The organism is Mesorhizobium sp. M1396 (assembly GCF_040317725.1).
GTDB lineage: Bacteria > Pseudomonadota > Alphaproteobacteria > Rhizobiales > Rhizobiaceae > Mesorhizobium.
Genome location: NZ_JAMYLA010000009.1, coordinates 121,542 through 141,274, shown reverse-complemented (window position 1 = coordinate 141,274; position 19,733 = coordinate 121,542). Strand labels below are relative to the sequence as shown.

18 protein-coding genes are annotated in these 19,733 nt (G+C 62.8%); 9 read left to right on the top strand and 9 right to left on the bottom strand.

The window, feature by feature from the left end; translation table 11 throughout:
* Window positions 1-49: 49 nt before the first annotated feature.
* The gene (locus NKH02_RS08305; protein WP_352870913.1) at window positions 50-250 is read right to left on the bottom strand and encodes a hypothetical protein; all 201 of its coding nucleotides are present in this window, start codon (window positions 248-250) and stop codon (window positions 50-52) included.
* On the opposite strand from NKH02_RS08305, the gene NKH02_RS08300 reads away from it, so the two are divergent.
* Window positions 207-1,580, top strand: coding sequence for a class II 3-deoxy-7-phosphoheptulonate synthase (locus tag NKH02_RS08300; RefSeq protein ID WP_352877841.1), 1,374 nt, complete (start codon window positions 207-209; stop codon window positions 1,578-1,580). The genes NKH02_RS08305 and NKH02_RS08300 overlap by 44 nt on opposite strands.
* A 68-nt stretch (window positions 1,581-1,648) precedes the next feature.
* On the opposite strand, the gene NKH02_RS08295 is transcribed toward NKH02_RS08300, so the two are convergent.
* The 3 genes from NKH02_RS08295 to NKH02_RS08285 all read right to left on the bottom strand — a co-directional run bounded on the left by NKH02_RS08295 (window position 1,649) and on the right by NKH02_RS08285 (window position 3,919).
* Window positions 1,649-2,416: an RES family NAD+ phosphorylase gene (locus NKH02_RS08295; RefSeq protein WP_352877826.1), complete on the bottom strand. Its 768-nt coding sequence runs from the start codon at window positions 2,414-2,416 to the stop codon at window positions 1,649-1,651.
* Window positions 2,376-2,750 (bottom strand): MbcA/ParS/Xre antitoxin family protein, encoded by a 375-nt coding sequence (locus NKH02_RS08290; RefSeq protein WP_183451823.1) that lies wholly within the window; start codon window positions 2,748-2,750, stop codon window positions 2,376-2,378. Before NKH02_RS08290 ends, NKH02_RS08295 begins: the two co-directional genes overlap by 41 nt.
* Before the next feature lie 98 nt (window positions 2,751-2,848).
* Entirely contained in the window at window positions 2,849-3,919 is a 1,071-nt protein-coding gene (locus NKH02_RS08285) for a diguanylate cyclase (RefSeq protein WP_352877823.1), read from the bottom strand.
* 410 nt (window positions 3,920-4,329) lie between these two features.
* Between NKH02_RS08285 and NKH02_RS08280 the strand changes: the two genes are divergently transcribed.
* Both NKH02_RS08280 and NKH02_RS08275 read left to right on the top strand, forming a co-directional pair.
* Window positions 4,330-4,746 (top strand): GFA family protein, encoded by a 417-nt coding sequence (locus tag NKH02_RS08280; protein ID WP_352877821.1) that lies wholly within the window; start codon window positions 4,330-4,332, stop codon window positions 4,744-4,746.
* Between the two features lie 81 nt (window positions 4,747-4,827).
* Window positions 4,828-5,187, top strand: coding sequence for a diacylglycerol kinase (locus NKH02_RS08275; protein WP_292179283.1), 360 nt, complete (start codon window positions 4,828-4,830; stop codon window positions 5,185-5,187).
* 58 nt (window positions 5,188-5,245) lie between these two features.
* Here NKH02_RS08275 and NKH02_RS08270 read toward each other — a convergent pair whose 3' ends face one another.
* Both NKH02_RS08270 and NKH02_RS08265 read right to left on the bottom strand, forming a co-directional pair.
* A complete protein-coding gene (locus tag NKH02_RS08270) occupies window positions 5,246-5,833 on the bottom strand; it encodes a DedA family protein (protein ID WP_352870863.1) in 588 nt (195 codons plus the stop codon).
* A complete protein-coding gene (locus NKH02_RS08265; RefSeq protein WP_352870865.1) occupies window positions 5,830-6,393 on the bottom strand; it encodes a DUF1003 domain-containing protein in 564 nt (187 codons plus the stop codon). Before NKH02_RS08265 ends, NKH02_RS08270 begins: the two co-directional genes overlap by 4 nt.
* Before the next feature lie 93 nt (window positions 6,394-6,486).
* Between NKH02_RS08265 and NKH02_RS08260 the strand changes: the two genes are divergently transcribed.
* From NKH02_RS08260 to gltX, 5 genes are all read left to right on the top strand, one after another.
* On the top strand, window positions 6,487-7,203 hold the full coding sequence (locus NKH02_RS08260) for a DNA-3-methyladenine glycosylase I (protein WP_352877818.1): 717 nt from the start codon (window positions 6,487-6,489) through the stop codon (window positions 7,201-7,203).
* An 86-nt stretch (window positions 7,204-7,289) separates the two neighbouring features.
* Window positions 7,290-8,966 carry an NAD+ synthase gene (locus NKH02_RS08255; RefSeq protein WP_352870867.1) on the top strand — a complete coding sequence of 559 codons (1,677 nt, stop codon included), beginning with the start codon at window positions 7,290-7,292 and terminating at the stop codon, window positions 8,964-8,966.
* A gap of 460 nt (window positions 8,967-9,426) precedes the next feature.
* A complete protein-coding gene (locus NKH02_RS08250; protein WP_352870868.1) occupies window positions 9,427-11,232 on the top strand; it encodes an ABC transporter ATP-binding protein in 1,806 nt (601 codons plus the stop codon).
* 199 nt (window positions 11,233-11,431) lie between these two features.
* Complete coding sequence (locus NKH02_RS08245) at window positions 11,432-12,613, top strand: hypothetical protein (RefSeq protein ID WP_352877815.1); 1,182 nt, start codon at window positions 11,432-11,434, stop codon at window positions 12,611-12,613.
* A gap of 202 nt (window positions 12,614-12,815) precedes the next feature.
* The gene (gene gltX / locus NKH02_RS08240; protein ID WP_352877812.1) at window positions 12,816-14,189 is read left to right on the top strand and encodes a glutamate--tRNA ligase; all 1,374 of its coding nucleotides are present in this window, start codon (window positions 12,816-12,818) and stop codon (window positions 14,187-14,189) included.
* On the opposite strand, the gene NKH02_RS08235 is transcribed toward gltX, so the two are convergent.
* The 3 genes from NKH02_RS08235 to NKH02_RS08225 form a co-directional block, all read right to left on the bottom strand.
* Entirely contained in the window at window positions 14,107-15,321 is a 1,215-nt protein-coding gene (locus tag NKH02_RS08235; protein ID WP_352877810.1) for a DUF2865 domain-containing protein, read from the bottom strand. The two genes, gltX and NKH02_RS08235, sit on opposite strands and share 83 nt — an antisense overlap.
* 90 nt (window positions 15,322-15,411) lie before the next feature.
* On the bottom strand, window positions 15,412-17,736 hold the full coding sequence (locus tag NKH02_RS08230; protein WP_352877808.1) for an NADP-dependent malic enzyme: 2,325 nt from the start codon (window positions 17,734-17,736) through the stop codon (window positions 15,412-15,414).
* A gap of 177 nt (window positions 17,737-17,913) precedes the next feature.
* Entirely contained in the window at window positions 17,914-18,693 is a 780-nt protein-coding gene (locus tag NKH02_RS08225) for an SDR family oxidoreductase (RefSeq protein WP_352870872.1), read from the bottom strand.
* Window positions 18,694-18,815: 122 nt separating this feature from the next.
* Between NKH02_RS08225 and NKH02_RS08220 the strand changes: the two genes are divergently transcribed.
* Window positions 18,816-19,631, top strand: a complete 816-nt coding sequence (locus tag NKH02_RS08220; RefSeq protein WP_352877806.1) for a UDP-2,3-diacylglucosamine diphosphatase — start codon at window positions 18,816-18,818, stop codon at window positions 19,629-19,631.
* The last annotated feature ends 102 nt before the right edge of the window (window positions 19,632-19,733 follow it).

Here is a 19,733-nt window from a genome sequence, read left to right as displayed (position 1 = left end):
TAGGACAGCGCCTCGCCAGGCCGCCATTCGCCACGCGGCCAAATCCGGTCTAGAATAGGAAATCGGCTTCGTGTATGGAGCCGCGATCCCCATATGGGGCGGGTTGGCGGGCGATGGCGCTTGCTTTTGTTGTTTGACGCAATTCCGGACGGAAAACCGTTTCACGCTTTTCCTGGAGTTGCTCGGAAAGAGCGTTGGGTGCAGCGATGACGAAATGGTCGCCGAATTCTTGGAGAGCGATGCCGATCAAGCAGGTTCCTGCCTATCCGGACCTTGCCGCGCTGAAGACCACGGAAGCCCAACTCGCGACCTTTCCGCCGCTGGTTTTTGCAGGTGAGGCACGCAAGCTGAAGAAGCAGCTTGCGGCCGTCGCTGCCGGTGACGCATTCCTTCTCCAGGGCGGCGATTGCGCCGAGAGCTTCGCCGAGCATGGCGCGGACAACATCCGCGACTTCTTCCGCGTGTTCCTGCAGATGTCGGTGGTGCTCACCTTCGCCGGCGCGCAGCCGGTGGTCAAGGTCGGCCGCGTTGCTGGCCAGTTCGCCAAGCCGCGCTCGTCAGACAACGAGACCAAGGGCGGGGTGACGCTGCCCAGCTATCGCGGCGACATCATCAACGGCATCGAATTCGACGCCAAGTCGCGCATTCCCGATCCTGCCCGCCAGGAGATGGCGTACCGCCAGTCGGCGGCGACACTCAACCTTCTGCGCGCCTTCGCGCAGGGCGGCTATGCCAGCCTGGAGAATGTGCATCGCTGGATGCTCGGCTTCGTGTCCGACAGTCCGCAAGGCGAGAAGTATGAATCGCTTGCCAATCGTATCACCGAGACGATGGACTTCATGAAGGCCGTCGGTATCACCTCGGAAACCAACTACGCCCTGCGCGAAACCGATTTCTACACCAGCCACGAGGCGTTGCTGCTCGGCTACGAGGAGGCGCTGACCCGCGTCGATTCGACTTCCGGCGACTGGTACGCCACCTCAGGCCATATGATCTGGATCGGCGACCGCACACGCCAGCCCGACCATGCGCATGTCGAATATTGCCGCGGCATCAAGAACCCGCTCGGCCTGAAATGCGGACCGTCGCTGACGCCGGACGGGTTGCTGGAACTGATCGATCTGCTCAACCCCGACAACGAGCCCGGCCGGCTGACGCTGATCGCGCGCTTCGGTTCCGACAAGGTCGCCGACCATCTGCCGAAGCTGGTCCGCGCGGTGAAGAAGGAAGGCCGCAGCGTGGTGTGGTCTTCGGACCCGATGCACGGCAACACGATAGAGGCGGCCGGCTACAAGACGCGGCCGTTCGACCGCATCCTGAAGGAGGTGCAGACCTTCTTCGAGGTGCATCGCGCCGAAGGCACGCATCCGGGCGGCATCCATGTCGAGATGACCGGCAAGAACGTCACCGAATGCACCGGTGGCGCGCGCGCCATCACCGCCGAAGAGTTGCAGGACCGCTACCACACCCATTGCGATCCGCGCCTCAACGCCGACCAGGCGATCGAACTGGCGTTCCTGGTCTCGGATCTCTTGAAGAAGAGCCACCCGGTGCAGCACAAGCAGGCCGTGAACGGCTGATTTTCGACGCGGTCCGAATGAATTCATAAAAAGGCGCCGGAGAAATTCGGCGCCTTTTCGTTTTTGGTTCAGCGGCCGCGTTCCCAGCGCAAGCCAGCGAGACGGGGATCGGCAAAGGCGGTTCTGGAAAATTCGATCCGTTTTTCAGGAAATTCGCTGATCGCCTGCACACCGAACGCGCCCAGGCGGATCCGCCAGGTCCGCGGCTCCATCGGCTTGGCCCTGGCAAAGCCGCGGCAGGTCAGCAGCGCTATGTTGGCACCTTTGGGGTCACGCGCCGAGCGGTAGCGGATCGCCTCCAGCCCGGCCTCGCGGGCGACATCGGCAATGGCCTGGCAGACCGCGTAATCGGTCGGGTGTGTCCATGCAGCCGCGTCGCGATCAAGCGGCTTCCGGGTGAGATCGATCGCCCTGACGCATTTGATCGCGGCGGCAAAGGCCGTGTATTCGGCGGCGTCGCTCGGCCAGGGTGTTTTGGGCGACTCGGCAAAGAACAGCAGCCGGTAGAAGGCCATTTCGGCCACCGCGGTCATCATGGTCTCGGCCGCGTAGTAGACGCCCTTGGTTCTGCCGGCGCGGCGGAAGCGCGAGCCGTGCGGATAGACCGAGCCGTAGCGGAAGGGCGTCGCCAGGAGATAGTGGAGATGGCGGCATTCGAGCGGGATCCGCGGCTTGGTTTCCTCGATCAAGTCTTCCAGTATCGCCTGCTCGTCGAGCGTGTCGACGATTTTCAGCGTCGAGACGTGGTGCTGCGCCTCGACCATGCGCCAGTATTTGCCGTCGATCCCGACGGCCTCAGACGAGAGCGCGACGGGAGTCCAGATAGGCGATGACATCGACAAGTCCGGTGATGGTGAGGATTTTTTCAAGCGGAGCGGCGTCGAACGCCGTGTTGGCGTTCTTCAGCCATGCCCGGGCGACAGCCGCGTCGCCGCCGACAATGGCGTCGAGCGAGCGGAACAGCCTGACGAACAGCACGGCGAGCTCGAATGGCTTGGTGCCGCGTTCGAGCAGGAATTCGTCCCTGCGCATGCGCGAAACCGTGGCCTCCGAAACGCCTATTACCGAGGCAAGCATCCTGGCTGTGATGTCCAGCAGGTCTGCCGCGCGCAGCGTTGCCTTGGTAAGGACTGCATTCTCGGCTGTCTTGGCAGCGGTTTGAGGTTGCATCGCGGCGCCTTCCTATTTCTGTGGAAAATATAGCCTACAGAAATTCATATGGAAAGGGATGGCGCAAAACAATCCGCAGCGGCGATCGACGGGGAAGCTCAGTCCTTCTTGTAAAGCAGCCAGCTTTTGCCGGCCCGGCCAGCCATCGTCGAGTGCTTGGTGACGCGGTTGCGGCCGCTGACCTTCGAGCGATAGAGCGCCCGGTCGGCCTTGGTGTAGAGATCCTCCGGCCCCTCCGCCTCGGACGCCATGCAGATGCCCATCGAGACGGTGACGGTGCCGTAATTGGTGCCGGTCTGGCTGCTGGTGAACGGCGTCTGTTCGATCAGGGCGCGAATGCGCTCGGCGATCTCGTAGGTGGCATCCTCGCTGGCGCCCTCGACAATCAGCGCGAATTCCTCGCCGCCGGTGCGGGCGACGAACATGTCGCCGCGAATGCCGGTCTGGAAAATGTCGGCGATGATCTGGATGATCTTGTCGCCAACCGGGTGGCCGTAGCGATCGTTGATGTCCTTGAAGCGATCGATGTCGGCAAGGATCAAGGCATTGAACAGGATGCCCCTGTTGCTGTTGTAGATCCTGGTGATTTCCTTGTCGAAGGCGCGGCGATTCCAGATATGGGTCAAGGGATCGGTATCGGCCAGCCGCTTGTACTCCTCGAGCTTCGACTTGACGCTCTCGAGTTCGGCCGTCTTGTCGCTGAGCGTCGAGGCCACCTGCCGGCCGTGATCGATCGTCGAATTGGTGGCAACCGCCATGGCGTTGGCGATCTTCTGCAAAAGGTCCTGGGAGAGAAGGCTGCGGCCGCTGAGGCCACTCGATGTCTCATCGAGGATCCTGCCGTATTTCTCGATGTGGCTGCGCTCGCTCCGCAACAGCGAGGCGACCTCCTCAAGCTCCCTGGCAATGACGTCCCTGGCATGCTCGACGATGCCCGGGCCATGGTTCTGGGCAAAGAAAGTGCGCCCGATCTGGTCCAGTTCATCCTGTGTCGGCCGGTTGCTCAGCGAAACGACGGCGAGGCTGAGTTCGCGATTGGTGCCGCTCAGGGCCTCGTAGAAGATCTCGTAGTTGCGTGGCAGGCCGAGCACACCCAGCTGGCGCATTGTGGCGATGACACTGGCTGCGATGTCGGTGCTTCGTTCGGTCGGGACAGGTGCCGGCTGCATTTTTGTTTCTTCCCCTCGAATCCCGCCGCGGAATTCGCGGGTCCCCTTTGTCGCCGATCTGGGGAATGCGACCGACACTCCAGAACAACCTGCGAAGGGATGCGTCCCCACCCACGACCTTCGCTTGCCGTGACCATAAATGCGCTGGCGCTAAAGTTTCCTTAATTTGTAAGAAGCGGACACGTTTTTCTCTATTTTGCGGCTGTAGAAGCTTGAATCTTCGCACCAACAATCCGTGACAGCGCCAGTTTGGTGGCGTCGAATCCGAAATTCGCGCATTAAGAATGAAACCGAATTTCGGATTCGCCGCGCCAGTACATGTCGCATTTGCTTGCGCGTGGCCGCCGCAAAGCTGGAATCCTGATGGCGATGCTCGTGCCAGGCAGAATTTTCTTCAACAAGGGGTCGACATGAGTGATGGCCATCAAGGGTCCTGTCTGTGCGGAGCGGTCCGCTTCAGAACGCACGGAGCGCTGCGTGGGGTCGTCTATTGTCATTGCTCGCAATGCCGCAAGCAGAGCGGACATTTCTATGCCGCGACCAATGTTGCCAACGCCGACATCGTCATCGAAGGCACGGAAAGCATCACCTGGTACGAGGCGTCCGCCTTCGCCAGGCGCGGTTTTTGCAAGGTGTGCGGGTCGGTGCTGTTCTGGAAGCCGCGAGACCACGACTACATTTCAGTCATGGCGGGATCGTTCGACAGGCCGACAGGCCTTGAGGGCGAATGCCATATCTTCGTCGGCGACAAGGGCGACTATTATTCGATCAACGACGGGCTGCCGCAGTTTGAAAAATCGACACCGTCCATACCGGTCGCTGAATGAAACTTGGACAAGTCGCCTTATTCCATTGATCTGGCCAGCCATTGCATTATCCCGTGCCGGTGATTCGGAAAGGGGTTTAGCATGCAGCGGCTGATCGACGCTTTTTTCAATTCGGTGCGGGCGTTTCGCAAACTGGCCGTCAGCGAGAAGGCTTTCCAGCAGGAGCTGATGCTGCTGGCGCTTGCCTTGCCGCTCGGCTGGTTCGTTTCGATCTCATGGCGCGGCTATGCCTTGTTGATCGGCGCGGTGCTGCTGCTGATCATGGTCGAAGTGCTGAACACCGGCATCGAGGCGGCGTGCGACGCCTTCAGCCGCGAGTTCAATGTCGACATCCAGCTGGCCAAGGACTGCGGTTCGCTGGCGGTGCTGATTTCGGTGCTCATCGTCGCCGGTGTCTGGGGCATCGCCATCATCGAACGGATTACGGGACTACCGATCTAGAGAAGGTGCTCGATATTCAGGTGATACCGGCCTAACCTGAATCTCAAGCACATCCAGCTCAGCTCTCCCTGGCGCGCTCCCTGCTGGCGATGTGACGGGCGACGAACCAGGCAAGGATCGCCACGCTCAGGCCGATGCCAAGCCCGATCAGCAGCCGCTCGTGGCGCATCAATGCCTGGCCGATGAAGTGCTCGGCTCCCAGTCCAAAGACATAACCGACCGTGCCGAACAGCACCGCCCAGATTGCCGATGAAATGGCGTTGAGGACGACGAAGCGCAGCGCGGGGATATTGGAAAGCCCGGCCGCGATGCCGCCGACGAGGCGCATGCCGTAGACGTAGCGGTTCGACAGGACGAAAATGTCGGGATGAGAGTTGAGCAGGCGAAAGGCGCGGCGAAAGCCGGGTCGCTTGCGCAATCTGACGACATAGCGATGGTCGGCAAAGCTTCGTCCGAGGATGAAGAAGAAGGTGTCGCCGGCGAAGGCGCCGAGGCCAGCCGCGACAAAGGCGTGCCACGGGACGAAGACCTGCTGGTGCGCGAAAAAGCCACCGAGGATGGCGGCACTTTCACCTTCGGCGACGCAGCCGATAAAGACAGCAAGCAGCCCATATTGTTCGATGAAATGATGGATGGCCTGCGTCATGAGGGCTGGGTCTGGGGGGCAAGCCGTTCGTCGATCCGTTTCAGCTGTTCTGCTATCTGGGCGATCTCGTCGCGCATGCCGATGATCTGGCTGTGGCGCAGCTCGTCCAGCTTTTCGTGCAGTGCCATGATCTCGATCTCGGCCTTGAGGTTGACCTCGTAGTCGTGGGCGGCGTCGATGCGGTCGCGCGCCGCTTGGCGGTTCTGCGACATCATGATCACCGGCGCCTGCAAGGCGGCGATCATCGAGAGGACGAGGTTGAGGAAGATGAAGGGGTAGGGGTCGAACGACTCTCGCCCCAGCAGCCACCAATTGGCACCGATCCAGAGGATCAGGAAGGCGATGAAGGACAGGATGAACGTCCACGAGCCGCCGACGCGCGCAATGGCGTCGGCGATACGGTCGCCCGCGCCCTGAAGGCCGGCAAGATGGTCGTTGATGTCCTGCGCTATGGGCTTGCGGTCGACGGTACTCTGCAGCACCCGCCTCTCAAGTTCGCTCAGGCTCTCCGGGTTTCGCCTCAGCCAGCGATTGGCGAGTTCCGGCACGGTCTTGTTCATGGATGTCTCCATACAAAGCAGCGGCTTGGCAGCCTGGTTTCCATATAGGAAGATGCCGGTTCGTCAAAAGCACGACGTGAGGATGCAAGCAGAATGCCCGATTTCGCAAAAATCCGCGCTCGTGCCGCAAAACGCAAGGGTGGCGAGGCGGAGCTTTCGTCACTGCTGGGCCCGGCGCCCGACAATGCCGCCGTGGCAGACATCGCGGACGATCGCATTCTGTCTGTTATGGCCGAACGGGTCTTTGCCGCCGGTTTCGTCTGGCGGGTCATCGAACAGAAGTGGCCTGGCTTCGAAGAGGCGTTTCTGCGCTTCGAGCCGAAGCGGCTCTTGTTCCAGCCTGACGATTTCTGGCACGATCTGGCTTCCGACCAGCGCATCGTGCGCAACCCGCAGAAGATCAAATCCGTTCGCGCCAACGCGGCCTTCGTCGAACGTGTGTCGAAGGAGCACGGCGGCTTCGGCGAATTCCTCGCCAACTGGCCGGCCGACGACCAGGTCGGGCTGATGGCCTGGCTCGGCAAGCACGGCAGCCGGCTCGGCGGCAACACCGGCCAGTATTTTCTGCGCTGGCTGGGTTGGGATGCCTTCGTCATCTCGCGCGATATGGCGGCGGCATTGCGCGACTCGGGGCTCGACATCGCCGAACCCCCGACTTCGATGAGGGACCTCGACAAGATCCAGGCCCAGATCAACCAGTGGGTGGCGCAGACGGGCCTGCCGCGCCGCCATATCTCGCGCATCCTGGCGATGTCGATCGGCGACAACCATTCTCCGCAAGCGTTGCGCGAATATATGGGCGACGACTGATCGCCGGCAGTCCGGCCACAATCGGTCCGAAGTGGTCCAAACGAACGCCATTGCCCGACGAAATTTGCCGCGCTAAGTCAGCAGGCATGACCAAGAACCTCGACATCCTGCGCATCGCGATCGCCCAGCTCAACCCGACCGTCGGCGACGTCGCCGGCAACCTCGCCAAGGCCCGCGAGGCGAGAGCGGATGCCGCCCGCCAAGGCGCCGATCTCGTGCTCTATACCGAGCTTTTCCTCGCCGGCTATCCGCCGGAAGATCTGGTGCTGAAGCCGGCTTTCCTGAAGGCCTGCGAAAAGGCGGCACAGGACTTTGCCGCCGATACCGCCGACGGCGGCCCGGGCGTCATCATCGGCACGCCGCTAAAGCGCAAGAGCGGCACGCACAATTCGATCATCTTCGCCGATGGCGGCAAGATCATCGCCGAGCGCTACAAGCTCGATCTGCCGAACTACGGCGAATTCGACGAGAAGCGCGTCTTCCAGGCCGGGCCCGAGATTCAGGGGCCGGTCAATTTCCGCGGCGTGCGGATCGGGATTCCGATCTGCGAAGACATCTGGGGCGATATCGACATCTGCGAGACGCTGGCCGAAAGCGGGGCGGAAATCCTGCTGGTGCCGAACGGTTCGCCCTACTATCGCGCCAAGATCGATGTTCGCCACCAGGTCGTCATCCGCCAGGTCATCCAATGCGGGCTGCCAATGATCTATGCCAACCAGCTTGGCGGCCAGGACGAGCTGATCTTCGACGGCGCCTCGTTTGCCATAGGTTCTGACAAGACACTGGCCTTCCAGATGAGCCAGTTCGAGGAAGCAGTCGACGTCACCACCTGGAAAAGACAAGGCGAAGGGTGGGTCTGTTCGGAAGGGCCGATGTCGAAAATCCCGGACAGGGAAGAGGCCGACTATCGCGCCTGCATGCTGGGCCTGCGCGACTACGTCAACAAGAACGGTTTCAAGAACGTCGTGCTTGGTCTCTCGGGCGGCATCGATTCGGCGATCTGCGCCGCCCTTGCCGTCGATGCGCTCGGCGAGGAACGCCTGCGCGCGGTGATGATGCCTTACCGCTACACCTCGAAGGACTCGCTGAAGGACGCCGAGGACTGCGCCCGTGCGCTCGGCTGCCGCTATGACATCGTGCCGATCTTCGAGCCGGTCGAGGGCTTTCTGCATACGTTGACGCAGATGTTCGAAGGCACCAAGGAAGGCATCACCGAGGAGAATTTGCAGAGCCGCGCGCGCGGCACCATCCTGATGGCGATCTCCAACAAGTTTGGCTCGATGGTCGTCACCACCGGCAACAAGAGCGAGATGTCGGTCGGCTACGCCACGCTCTACGGTGACATGAACGGCGGCTTCAATCCGATCAAGGACCTCTACAAGATGCAGGTCTACGCACTGTCGCGCTGGCGCAACAGCCATGTGCCGCCGGGCGCGCTCGGGCCTTCGGGCGAGGTGATCCCGAAGAACATCATCGACAAGGCGCCGTCGGCGGAATTGCGCGAGAACCAGACCGACCAGGACTCGCTGCCGCCCTATCCGGTGCTGGACGACATCCTCGAATGCCTGGTCGAGAACGAGATGGGCGTCGACGACATCGTTGCGCGCGGCCATGACCGGGCGACGGTGACGCGTATCGAGCACTTGCTCTACATCGCCGAATACAAGCGCAGGCAGGCGGCTCCGGGCGTGAAGATCACCAAAAAGAACTTCGGCCGCGACCGCCGCTACCCCATCACCAACCGGTTCAGGGATCGCGGCTAGACACTGAAAGCGCGCGGCGGCCGCGGCGGCATCGGCAACTGGCTCGTCCCAGCCCTTATCGACCAGATGAAGCGGCATGCGGCGATGACTTGCTGCCATTGTTGCAAAATGATCGTAGTGGTTGGACCAGATACACTTTTGGCGTGCGCTGATCTTGGCGATGCATCTGGGCGTCTCTATAAGGACCTCTCCGCGATTCATTTGCGGGAGGTCCGAATGGCAGTATTTCAAATGGTAATGCGAGGCCGCGAAGCCTAGGTCTCATCTGGCGTTCCGCGAGGGCTTTGCCCTCGCACCGACTCCGGATCGAGCGCAGGCTTATGTCGATGCCGGTCGCCGCCCGACTACGGGCGAGACGCCAAATATGCCACTCCGCTTCTGGGCGCTCGTTGGCCCCATGCGCGGCTTCTTCAATTTTCGACCTTACTGGGATCGGGCTCGTTCGCGCCCGAATGACATCATGGCTCGTTTTCGAATCGATTTGCGCGCGAGCGCCTTTCGCAGCGTCCTTGGCTTCACGCTCACCCATTGGCGGCGCCAGCCGTGGCGGCTTTCGCTCATCATGGGCGGCTTCCTGCTGTCGACGCTGGCCGACGTCCTGACGCCGCTCTATTCCGGCCGGCTGGTCGACGCCGTCGCCAGCAGCGCCGGTGCGGACGCCATTGCCTGGAATGCCGCGATGACGGCGTTTTCGATGCTGATGGCCCTGGCATTGACCGGCGTTGTCTTGCGCAACCTTGCCTTCATGGGCATCGTCGAATTGACGCTGAAGATGATGGCGGATATCGCCGCCGACGCCTTCCATCGCGTCCAGCGCTTTTCCACCGACTGGCATGCCAACAGCTTTGCCGGCTCGACCGTGCGCAAGGTGACGCGCGGCATGTGGGCGCTCGACCTGCTCAACGACACGATCCTCATCGCGCTGCTGCCGTCCGTCGTCATGCTGGTCGGCTCGACGCTGCTGCTCGGCTGGTTCTGGCCGTTGATGGGCGCGGTGGTTGCCGCCGGTTCGGTGCTGTTCATCATGGTGACCGCGATGCTGTCGCTTGGCTATGTCGCCCCGGCGGCAAGGCTCGCCAACATCTGGGACACGCGCCTCGGCGGCTCGCTGGCCGACGCGGTCAGCTGCAACGCCGTGGTCAAGGGCTTTGGCGCCGAGGAGCGCGAGGAGCGCCGCCTCGCCAGGGTCGTCGCCAAATGGCGTGCGCGCACACGGCGCACCTGGGTGCGCGGCACCATCAACGGCACCACGCAAGGGGCGCTGCTGCTGGTCATGCGGGCCGCGGTGATCGGCCTGGCGCTGATGCTGTGGTCGTGGGGGCAGGCGAGCGCCGGTGACGTCGCCTTCGTGCTGACCTCGTTCTTCGTGCTGCAAGGCTATCTCAGGGATATCGGCACGCACATCCGCAATCTGCAGCGCTCGATCAACGACATGGAGGAACTGGTCGATTTCCAGTCCGAACCGCTCGGCATCGAGGACCGGCGCGGCGCAAAGCCGATCCGGATCACTGAAGGACGGATCGGCTTCGACAACGTCACCTTTCACTACGGCAATCACCGATCGGCGCTCTATCGCGACTTTTCGGTCGATATCGCGCCGGGTGAACGTGTCGGGCTGGTCGGCCATTCGGGTTCGGGCAAGACAACCTTCGTCAAGCTGATCCAGCGGCTCTATGACGTGAATGCGGGAAAGATCCTGGTCGACGGCCAGGACATCTCGCAGGTGGCGCAAGCGTCGCTGCGCGGGCAGATCGCCATCGTCCAGCAGGAACCGATCCTGTTCCACCGGTCGCTGGCCGAGAACATCGCCTATAGCAGGCCGAGCGCGACGCAGGATGAGATCGAGCATGCCGCAAAGCTGGCGAGCGCGCATGATTTCATCACCAACCTGCCGAAGGGCTACGGCACTCTGGTCGGCGAACGCGGTGTGAAACTGTCGGGCGGCGAGCGTCAGCGCGTGGCGATCGCGCGTGCCTTCCTTGCCGATGCACGCATCCTGATCCTGGACGAGGCGACATCGAGCCTCGATTCGGAATCGGAAGTGCTGATCCAGCAGGCGATGGAGCGGCTGATGGTCGGCCGCACCACGTTGGTTATCGCGCACCGGCTTTCGACGGTGCGGGCGCTCGACAGGCTCTTGGTCTTCGATCGCGGCAGGATCGTCGAGGAAGGCTCGCATGACGAGCTGATCCGGCTGAAAGGCGGCATCTATCGCCGCCTGTTCGAGCGCCAGGCGCTGGAACTGACCAAGGGTCTGGTGATCTGACCCTGAGATGGCCTCCGGCTTCGGCCGGGGGCCACCTCTAATCCCTGTCACTCAGCGTGTGCCGGCCGAGCAAATCCGCCTGTGAAGTCCGCTTCCAGATTCTGAGTTTGACACGTCTGTTTACGCTACCGATCGAGATGCGTTGTTTCTATCATCGATCGATATAAGCATACGCAGGCAACCAGAGGCGGTCTTTACGATGCATCTTGTTTCCGCGAATGCCGGCCCGGAAAAGCTGGCTGCGCCGTCGGTGCTGGAATCTCAGCACGGCTCGGTTCGGCCGCTCGCTGCCTCAGATCTCGAGGGCGTCGCCGCACTCTTCCTGACCAAGTTTCGCCGGCGGCGGCGTCGTCTCCTCGATCGCGCGATCGCTGAGACGGCCGATTATATGAGAGAGATTTATCTTGACCCTGCCAGCCAGACCGGCGTGAGCAACGCTCTTGTCCAGATCAACCGGCAGGGTCGTCTGGGTGGTTTCCTCGGCGTCTTGAAAGCCCGATACGAGCTCAACGGAGCGGCATTAAACGCGGCGATCATCGGTCCACTCATGGCCGACCCCGGCACCGATGACGGCTCGGCCGGACCGCAATTGCTGCGTGCCTTGCACCAAGGCGAATTCGATCTGCAGCTGACCGATTCGGCCAACCGGACATCTTTGGCCTTCGCGCGGCCGATGAAATATCAGCTCCTCCCGGTGCATTGCCTTGGATGGACCTATATTTTCCGGCCGGCCGCGATGGCCGCAGCCACACTGCACCGTAAATGGCCCGGCCTGCCTCGCTTGGCGCTCGATCCCTGCGCGAGAGCATTCGACGCTCTTACGAAAAGAAGGTTCGAACTCCCCGTCCAGGCTTCATCGTCGCAACGGGTCCACAGTGAGCCGATCGCTGCCGCGCAATTTGCCGAGCGGCTGCCGACCCTCCTGTCCGATTACTCTCTTCGGCCGAGCTGGAAGGATGGCGAGCTGCCGCGGCTGCTCGCGCTGGCGGCCGAGAAGCGCGCCAACGGCCCACTTCATTTCGGTGGGACTTACGACGAAACGGGCAAAATGGTCGGTTGTTATGCCTTCTACGGTCAAGCCGGCGACATCGCGAGCCTGTTGCAAATCCAGTCGTCCGGATCTCACTGGCGCACGACGCTGGATGGCCTTATCGCGGCCGCATGGGCTATGGGCTGCGTGGGCATAACCGGGCAGACGCAGAGCAGATTCATGCCTCAACTCTTCGGCTACAAGAATCTCTTCTTCCGCTATGCCGGGGGGACGATGGTCCGGTCGCGAAACGCCGAGGTCACGGAGGCCGTCCGCTCCGGCGATATCTTTATCGGTGGGGTGATGGGCGACCGCTGGACCCGCCTCAGTTCCGATGACTTCGGCCACTGATTGCCTTCAACGACTTGTTCGTCGGCGCCACCGGCTGGCTGTGCTCGGTACAGGGCGGGCGCCGCCGCCGGCCGGCCGCCGGGTATGTGCCGCCTGAGGCGCGCCGCCCCGGTCTTTTCATTATGTGCGCCATGTTCTATGTCTGCCGGGCAGCGCGGGGGCGCGTCTTGTCAACCGCAAAAGCATCCGGTACGCCCCGCTCATGACAGTTACCGTTCGTTTCGCCCCGTCGCCAACCGGCCGCATCCATATCGGCAATGCGCGCACCGCCTTGTTCAACTGGCTGTTTGCCATGAACAACAAGGGCCGCTTCATCCAGCGCTTCGACGACACCGATATTGCGCGCTCGAAGCAGGAATTTTCAGACGCCATCCTCTACGACCTGCATTGGCTGGGCATTTTCCCGGACGCCACGGAGTACCAGTCGCGGCGTTTCGAGATCTACGACGCGGCGGTCGAGAGGTTGAAGACGGCAGGTGCTCTCTATGCCTGCTATGAAACGCCGGAGGAGCTCGATCTCAGGCGCAAGGTGCGCCGCACGCGCGGCCTGCCGCCGGTCTATGGTCGCGAGGCGCTGACGCTGACGCACGAGCAGATCGCCGAATACCAGGCCGATGGCCGCCGGCCGCACTGGCGTTTTCTCCTCCCTAATTTCTCGGGCGATCCGCAACAGCCGGAACGCACCGAAATCCAGTGGAACGATCTGGTGCGCGGCGAGGAGACCGTCGATCTCGCCTCGCTTTCCGATCCAGTGCTGGTGCGCGAGGACGGTACTTACCTCTATACGCTGCCCTCCGTGGTCGACGACATCGAGATGGGCGTCAGCCATGTCATCCGCGGCGACGACCACGTCACCAATACGGGCGTGCAGATCGCGCTGTTCCAGGCACTGGCTGCCGCGCCGCCGGTGTTCGGCCACCACAATCTCTTGACCACGTCCTCGGGCGAGGGGTTGTCGAAGCGCACCGGCGCGCTCTCCATCGAAAGCCTGCGCGAGGACGGCATCGAGCCGATGGCCGTCGCCTCATTGGCCGTGCTGGTCGGCACCTCGGAGAATGTCGCGGCGGTGCCGACGATGGGCGAACTCGCCGAACGCTTCGATCCGGCGGCGACATCGAAATCCGCGGCCAAATTCGATCCGGACGAGCTGTTCGTGCTCAACCGGACACTGCTGCACCACATGCCGTTCGCCGAGGCGCAAGACCGGCTGATCGTGCTCGGCGTCTCGGGCGAGCAGGCCGAACCGTTCTGGCTGGCGGTGCGCGGCAATCTCGACAGGCTGGCCGATGCGGTCAATTGGTGGCGTATCCTGCGCGAAGGGCCACGGGAGAAGCCGGAATTTTCCGATGACGACCGCGATTTTCTCGGTCAGGCCTTCGACCTTTTGCCGGAAGAGCCTTGGAACGGGACGATCTGGAAAGACTGGACGGGCAAGATCAGGGAAGCGACCGGCCGCAAGGGCAAAGCCCTGTTCATGCCGCTCAGGCTCGCCCTTACCGGACTGCCTTCGGGGCCGGAGCTTGCAGATCTATTGCCGCTGATGGGTCGGGAAGGAACGTCGGCCCGACGACCCTGACCTTGCGCTGTTCCGGCGGCAGCGCGGACACCGGCGACGTCACCGGCTTGGCGGAAAGCCGTTTGATCGCCTCGCGGTCGAGCCCCCCTGCCAGATTGGCCGCGGTTTCCGGATCAGCGCCTGGGTCTGGCTTGGAAACGGGGACTGGGATGAACGGTGCAGCGTCCGTTTCGGGCTGCGATTGCTCCTGATATGGCGGGTTACCGGCGATGATCTGGAAGCCCTGCGCGGCGGCGTTGCAACCGCAAGCCGGTGGCCGCGACATGTCGGGCTGCTTGTAGAGATAGGCGGTCGGCAATTCGCTGTAGGGCCGGCCGGTGACCGATGACGTCATCGAGGCCGAATCGTCATCCATGCCGCGCGAGTAGAAAACCTGCATCTCGGTGCCTGGGCAGCTCGATTCGCAATTCTTCTGGTCGCGTTCGAAATCGCTCGCCGAGGCCGAGTTGGACATCGGGAAGAAGTAGCCGTCGCAGGTGCGCACACAGGAGGTGTGGAATTCACCGCCGACACTCGGAAAGTCCGGTACGCCGGGCCGGTTGAGCACCCGGCGGACGCTGCGCTCCTCGCCAGGATCGTCAAGCTGGTCAAGTGGATCTGGCGTATCGAGCTGCTGGCTGTTGCCGCCGAAAAGCTGATCGAACAGGTTTGTGCCGCCGCCTTCGCGGTCCGCCTCCTGCAAGGGCGCGTGCCGTGGCGCAACGGTGTCGTCGCGGCAGCCATTGGCATCAAGTGCCGCCACGATGCGCTCGCGGTCACGGCGCGAGCCACCGCCGGCCATCCGCTCGCGCTTGTTTTGCAAGGCGTCGAGATTGGCATTCATGCGGTCGATGGTGGCGTTGAGCCCGGCGCATTGATTGAGGTTGCGGTCAAACAGGGAAAAGCCGCACCCGGCCCGGCTCGCTTGGCCGCGGGCCTTGGAAATCTGCTCATGCTGCCTGGCAATTGCGGAATCGTATTTCCGGATCAGTGCCGGACCGCCGCCACCGCCGCGTGAGGCCGCGGCAAGATCGGCTTCCAACTGGCGGCAGACCCGCGAGGCGGCCCGTGGCTCGGCTACCCCCCATGTTGCGGACAACAGGAGGCCAAGCAGCACGGCAGCATGCGCCTGCTTCCACCCTCCGCTTGCCATCGACCCAAACTCCGCCTGCCCAAATCCCGCCCGTTGGCCCGCAAGGCTACCGTGTTCGCGGTTAATCGCAGTTTACCGCGAAATCCGCGTTCAGCCCAGATTGACGACCGCCTGCGCCTTGTGAGCGGCTTCGACAACGGCAAGCGCCGTCATGTTGACCACGCCGCGTGAGGTCACCGATGGGGTCAATATGTGCGCCGGCATGGCGGTGCCGAGCAGGATCGGCCCGACATGCAGCGCATCCATCATGGTTCTGAGCGCGGTCAGCGTGATGTTGGCCGAATCGAGGTTGGGGAATACCAGCAGATTGGCTTCGCCCTTCAGCCGAGAATGCGGATAGACGCGCTGACGCAGATGCTCCGACAAGGCGGAATCGGCATGCATCTCGCCGTCGCACTCCAGTTCGGGTGCAATACGCGCCAGGATCGCCGCCGCTTGCCGCATCTTGAGCGCGCTGGGTGAATCGCGCGAGCCGAAATCGGAATGCGACAGGAGTGCTGCCTTCGGCTCGATGCCGAAGCGCTGGATTTCTTCCGCCGCCAGCACCGTCATCTCGGCGATCTCCTCGGCCGTGGGATCGACGGAGACATGCGTGTCGGTCAGGAAGATGATGCCGCGCTGCGAGATCAGCATCGACAGCGTCGAGAGGTCGCGATCCTTAACGCCGGTGCGCGGACCGATGATCAGGGTGACGTTGCGCAGATGCCGCTCGAAGCGGCCTTCGAGACCGCAGACCATGGCATCGGCATCGCCGCGCTTCAGCGCAAGTGCTGCGATCACCGTGTTGTCGGTGCGCACCATGGTGCGCGCGGCCTCCGTCGTCACGCCGCGCCGGCCGGCGAGTTCGATCAGCAGGTCGACATAGTGGCGATAGCGCGGATCGTCTTCCGGATTGATCAGGCCGAAATCGACACCGGGCTTGATGCGCAGCCCGTAGCGCTTCAGGCGCACTTCGATGACATGTGGGCGGCCGATCAGAATCGGTTCTGCGATGCCTTCCTCGAGCACCACCTGGGCGGCGCGCAGCACGCGCTCGTCCTCGCCGTCGGCATAGATGACACGCTTGGCGGTCGATGCCTTGGCGGACGAGAACACCGGCTTCATCACTAGGCCGGAGCGGAAGACGAAGCGATTGAGCTTGTCGATATAGGCGGCGGAGTCGGTGATCGGCCTTGTCGCGACACCGGTGTCGCAGGCAGCCTTGGCGACCGCCGGGGCGATGCGCAGGATCAGGCGCGGATCGAAGGGCGAGGGGATCAGGAACTCGGGGCCGAAGATCGGCGTCTCGCCGGAATAGGCGCGGGCCGCGACATCGGAGGGTTCTTCACGAGCGAGCGCTGCGATGGCCCGCACCGCGGCCATTTTCATCTCCTCGTTGATGGCGCTGGCGCCACAGTCGAGCGCACCGCGAAAGATGTAAGGAAAACACAGTACGTTGTTGACCTGATTAGGAAAATCGGAGCGGCCGGTGCAGATCATCGCATCGGGACGCGCCGCACGCGCCACCTCCGGCATGATCTCTGGATTGGGGTTGGCCAGCGCCAGGATCAGTGGCTTCGGCGCCATGTGCTGGAGCAGTTCCGGCTTCAGCACGCCTGCCGCCGACAAGCCGAGGAAGACGTCGGCGCCTGATATGACATCGGCCAGCGTGCGCGCCTCTGTGTCTTTCACATAGGGGTCCTTCCAGCGGTCCATCTCGTCGACGCGGCCCTTGTAGGCGACGCCGAAACGGTCGGTGACCCAGATGTTTTCGACCCGCGCGCCGAGCGAGACCAGCAGGTTGAGGCAGGCAAGGGCAGCAGCGCCGGCGCCTGAGGTGACGATCTTGATGTTCGAGATGGTCTTGCCGGCGAATTCCAGCCCGTTGAGTACGGCGGCGGCGACGATGATCGCGGTGCCGTGCTGGTCGTCGTGGAACACCGGTATGCCCATGCGGGCCTTCAACTGCTCCTCGACCTCGAAGCACTCCGGCGCCTTGATGTCTTCGAGGTTGATGCCGCCGAAGGTCGGCTCGAGCGCCGAAATCGTCTCGACCATGCGCTCGATGCCGGGCGCGTCGATCTCGATGTCGAAGACGTCGATGCCGGCGAATTTCTTGAACAGGACAGCCTTGCCCTCCATCACCGGCTTGGAGGCCAGCGGGCCGATATTGCCGAGGCCGAGCACCGCCGACCCGTTGGAGACGACACCAACCAGATTGGCGCGCGCCGTATAGTCGGCGGCGGTCGCCGGATCGTCGCGGATTTCCAGGCAAGGGGCGGCGACACCAGGCGAATAGGCGAGCGCGAGGTCGCGCTGATTGCCGAGCGGCTTGGTCGCCTGGATCTCGAGTTTTCCCGGCCTTGGGTGCTTGTGGAAGTAGAGGGCGGCTTCGTCGAGGTCCGAACGTGCCGTCTTTTTGCTCTCGCCTTCCATGCGGCCGCTCCTCCGAAATCTGCCTGGAGATTCCCTTTTAGCATGCAGCCGAGGTTTTTCGCGACGCTAATTGACGCGCCGGCGGCTTTACCCTGCGGCGTGTCGAAAATCGTTATCTATCAAGTGCTTATGCCGATTTGACAGCAAATGATTGCTGCTGGTTGGCAGGCGCGTCGATCAAAAGGCGCTGACATAGAGACCGCCATCGACCGGTATGTTCTGCCCGGTCAGATAGCCCGCATGGACCGAGCACAGGAAGGCGCAGATCTGGCCGAATTCCTCCGGCGTGCCGAGCCGCTTGGCCGGAACATCGGCGCTGATGCGGGTCTTGCGGGCTGCCGCGGCGGCGGGATCCTCTGATGTGCCGGCCTCGTGCGGCCCGCGCAGCCGGTCGGTGTCGAGCTTGCCCGGCAAAAGACTGTTGATGGTCACGTTGCGATCGACCACCGTCCGCGCCACGCCGGCCAGGAACGAGGTCAGGCCGGCGCGTGCGCCGGACGACAGGTCCAGGCCGGGGATCGGAACATAGACCGACAGCGAGGTGATGTTGACGATGCGGCCGAAGCCGCGCGCCGCCATGCCGTCGAGGACAGCCTGCACCAGTTCGATCGGCGTCACCATATTCTGGGTGACGCCTTCGAGAATCTTTTCGCGGTCGAGCGTGCGGAAATCGCGAAGCGGCGGTCCGCCATTGTTGTTGACGAGGATATCCGGTTCCGGGCAGGCCGCGAGCAGCGCCTTCTGCACCTCGGGCCTCGAGACGTCGCCAACGACTTCCGTCACCGTGACGCCATAGCGCTGGCGCAGTTCCGCAGCGGTTTTCGCCACCAGTTCGGCATTGCGCCCGTTGACGACGACGTCGCAGCCGGCTTCCGCCAGCGCCATGGCACAACCGCGCCCAAGTCCCTTGCTCGAAGCGCAGACGATGGCCTTCTTCCCGCTGATACCGAGATCCATGATGATTTCTCCTTGTGAGCCGGCGGCAAGCTAGTCCTTCGACTGGACCAATCGCAACCGTCATACGGTTGTTGCATGAATCGGGGCATAGGCTCTCGCGAAAGCAACGGTGAAAAATCGCGATGTCCGGCCAAGAGCCCCGCACTTTCCGCAGCATGTTCATTTCCGATGTCCATTTGGGCTCGAAGGCGGCCAAGGCCGAATTCCTGATCGACTTCCTGCGCTATCATGACGCCGACATCATCTATCTGGTCGGGGACATCGTCGACGGCTGGCGGCTGCGGCGGAACTGGCACTGGCCGCAAAGCCACAATGACGTCGTGCAGAAATTGCTGCGCAAGGCGCGCAAGGGCGCCAACATCACCTACATCGCCGGCAACCATGACGAATTCGCCCGCCAGTTCCAGGGCGTGCATTTCGGCGGCATCGTCGTCGCCGACCGAGCCATCCACGAGACCGCCGACGGCAAGCGCCTGCTCGTCATCCATGGCGATCAGTTCGACACCGTCGTCCACAATGCGCGCTGGCTGGCCTATCTCGGCGACCACGCCTATGACGCGGCCATGCTGGTCAACCGCGTGGTGACACGGCTGCGCCAGCTGCTCGGCATGCCTTACTGGTCGTTTTCCTCCTGGGCCAAGGTCAACGTCAAGAAAGCGGTCAACTTCATCGGCTCGTTCCAGACCATGCTCGCGGACGAGGCGCGCCGCTCGCATGTCGACGGCGTCATCTGCGGCCACATCCATCATGCCGTCATCGAGAATTTTGGCGATGTCCAGTACATCAATACCGGCGACTGGGTGGAAAGCTGCACGGCGGTGGTCGAGCATTTTGATGGCCGGATGGAAATCCTGACCTGGGCACAGGTGCTGCCCGAGGCGCCGGACGAGCCCTTTATCCCGTTGCTCATCGAAGACCGGGTAGGGCAGGCGGCATAGCGCCGGCGTTCCTCCCCGCTCCGGCGGCAATCGATTGGTCCAACCGGTTTCGCCCGGTTTTCGCTCATGTTAAGGGATCGACACGCGTTGCCGTCCGGCCAA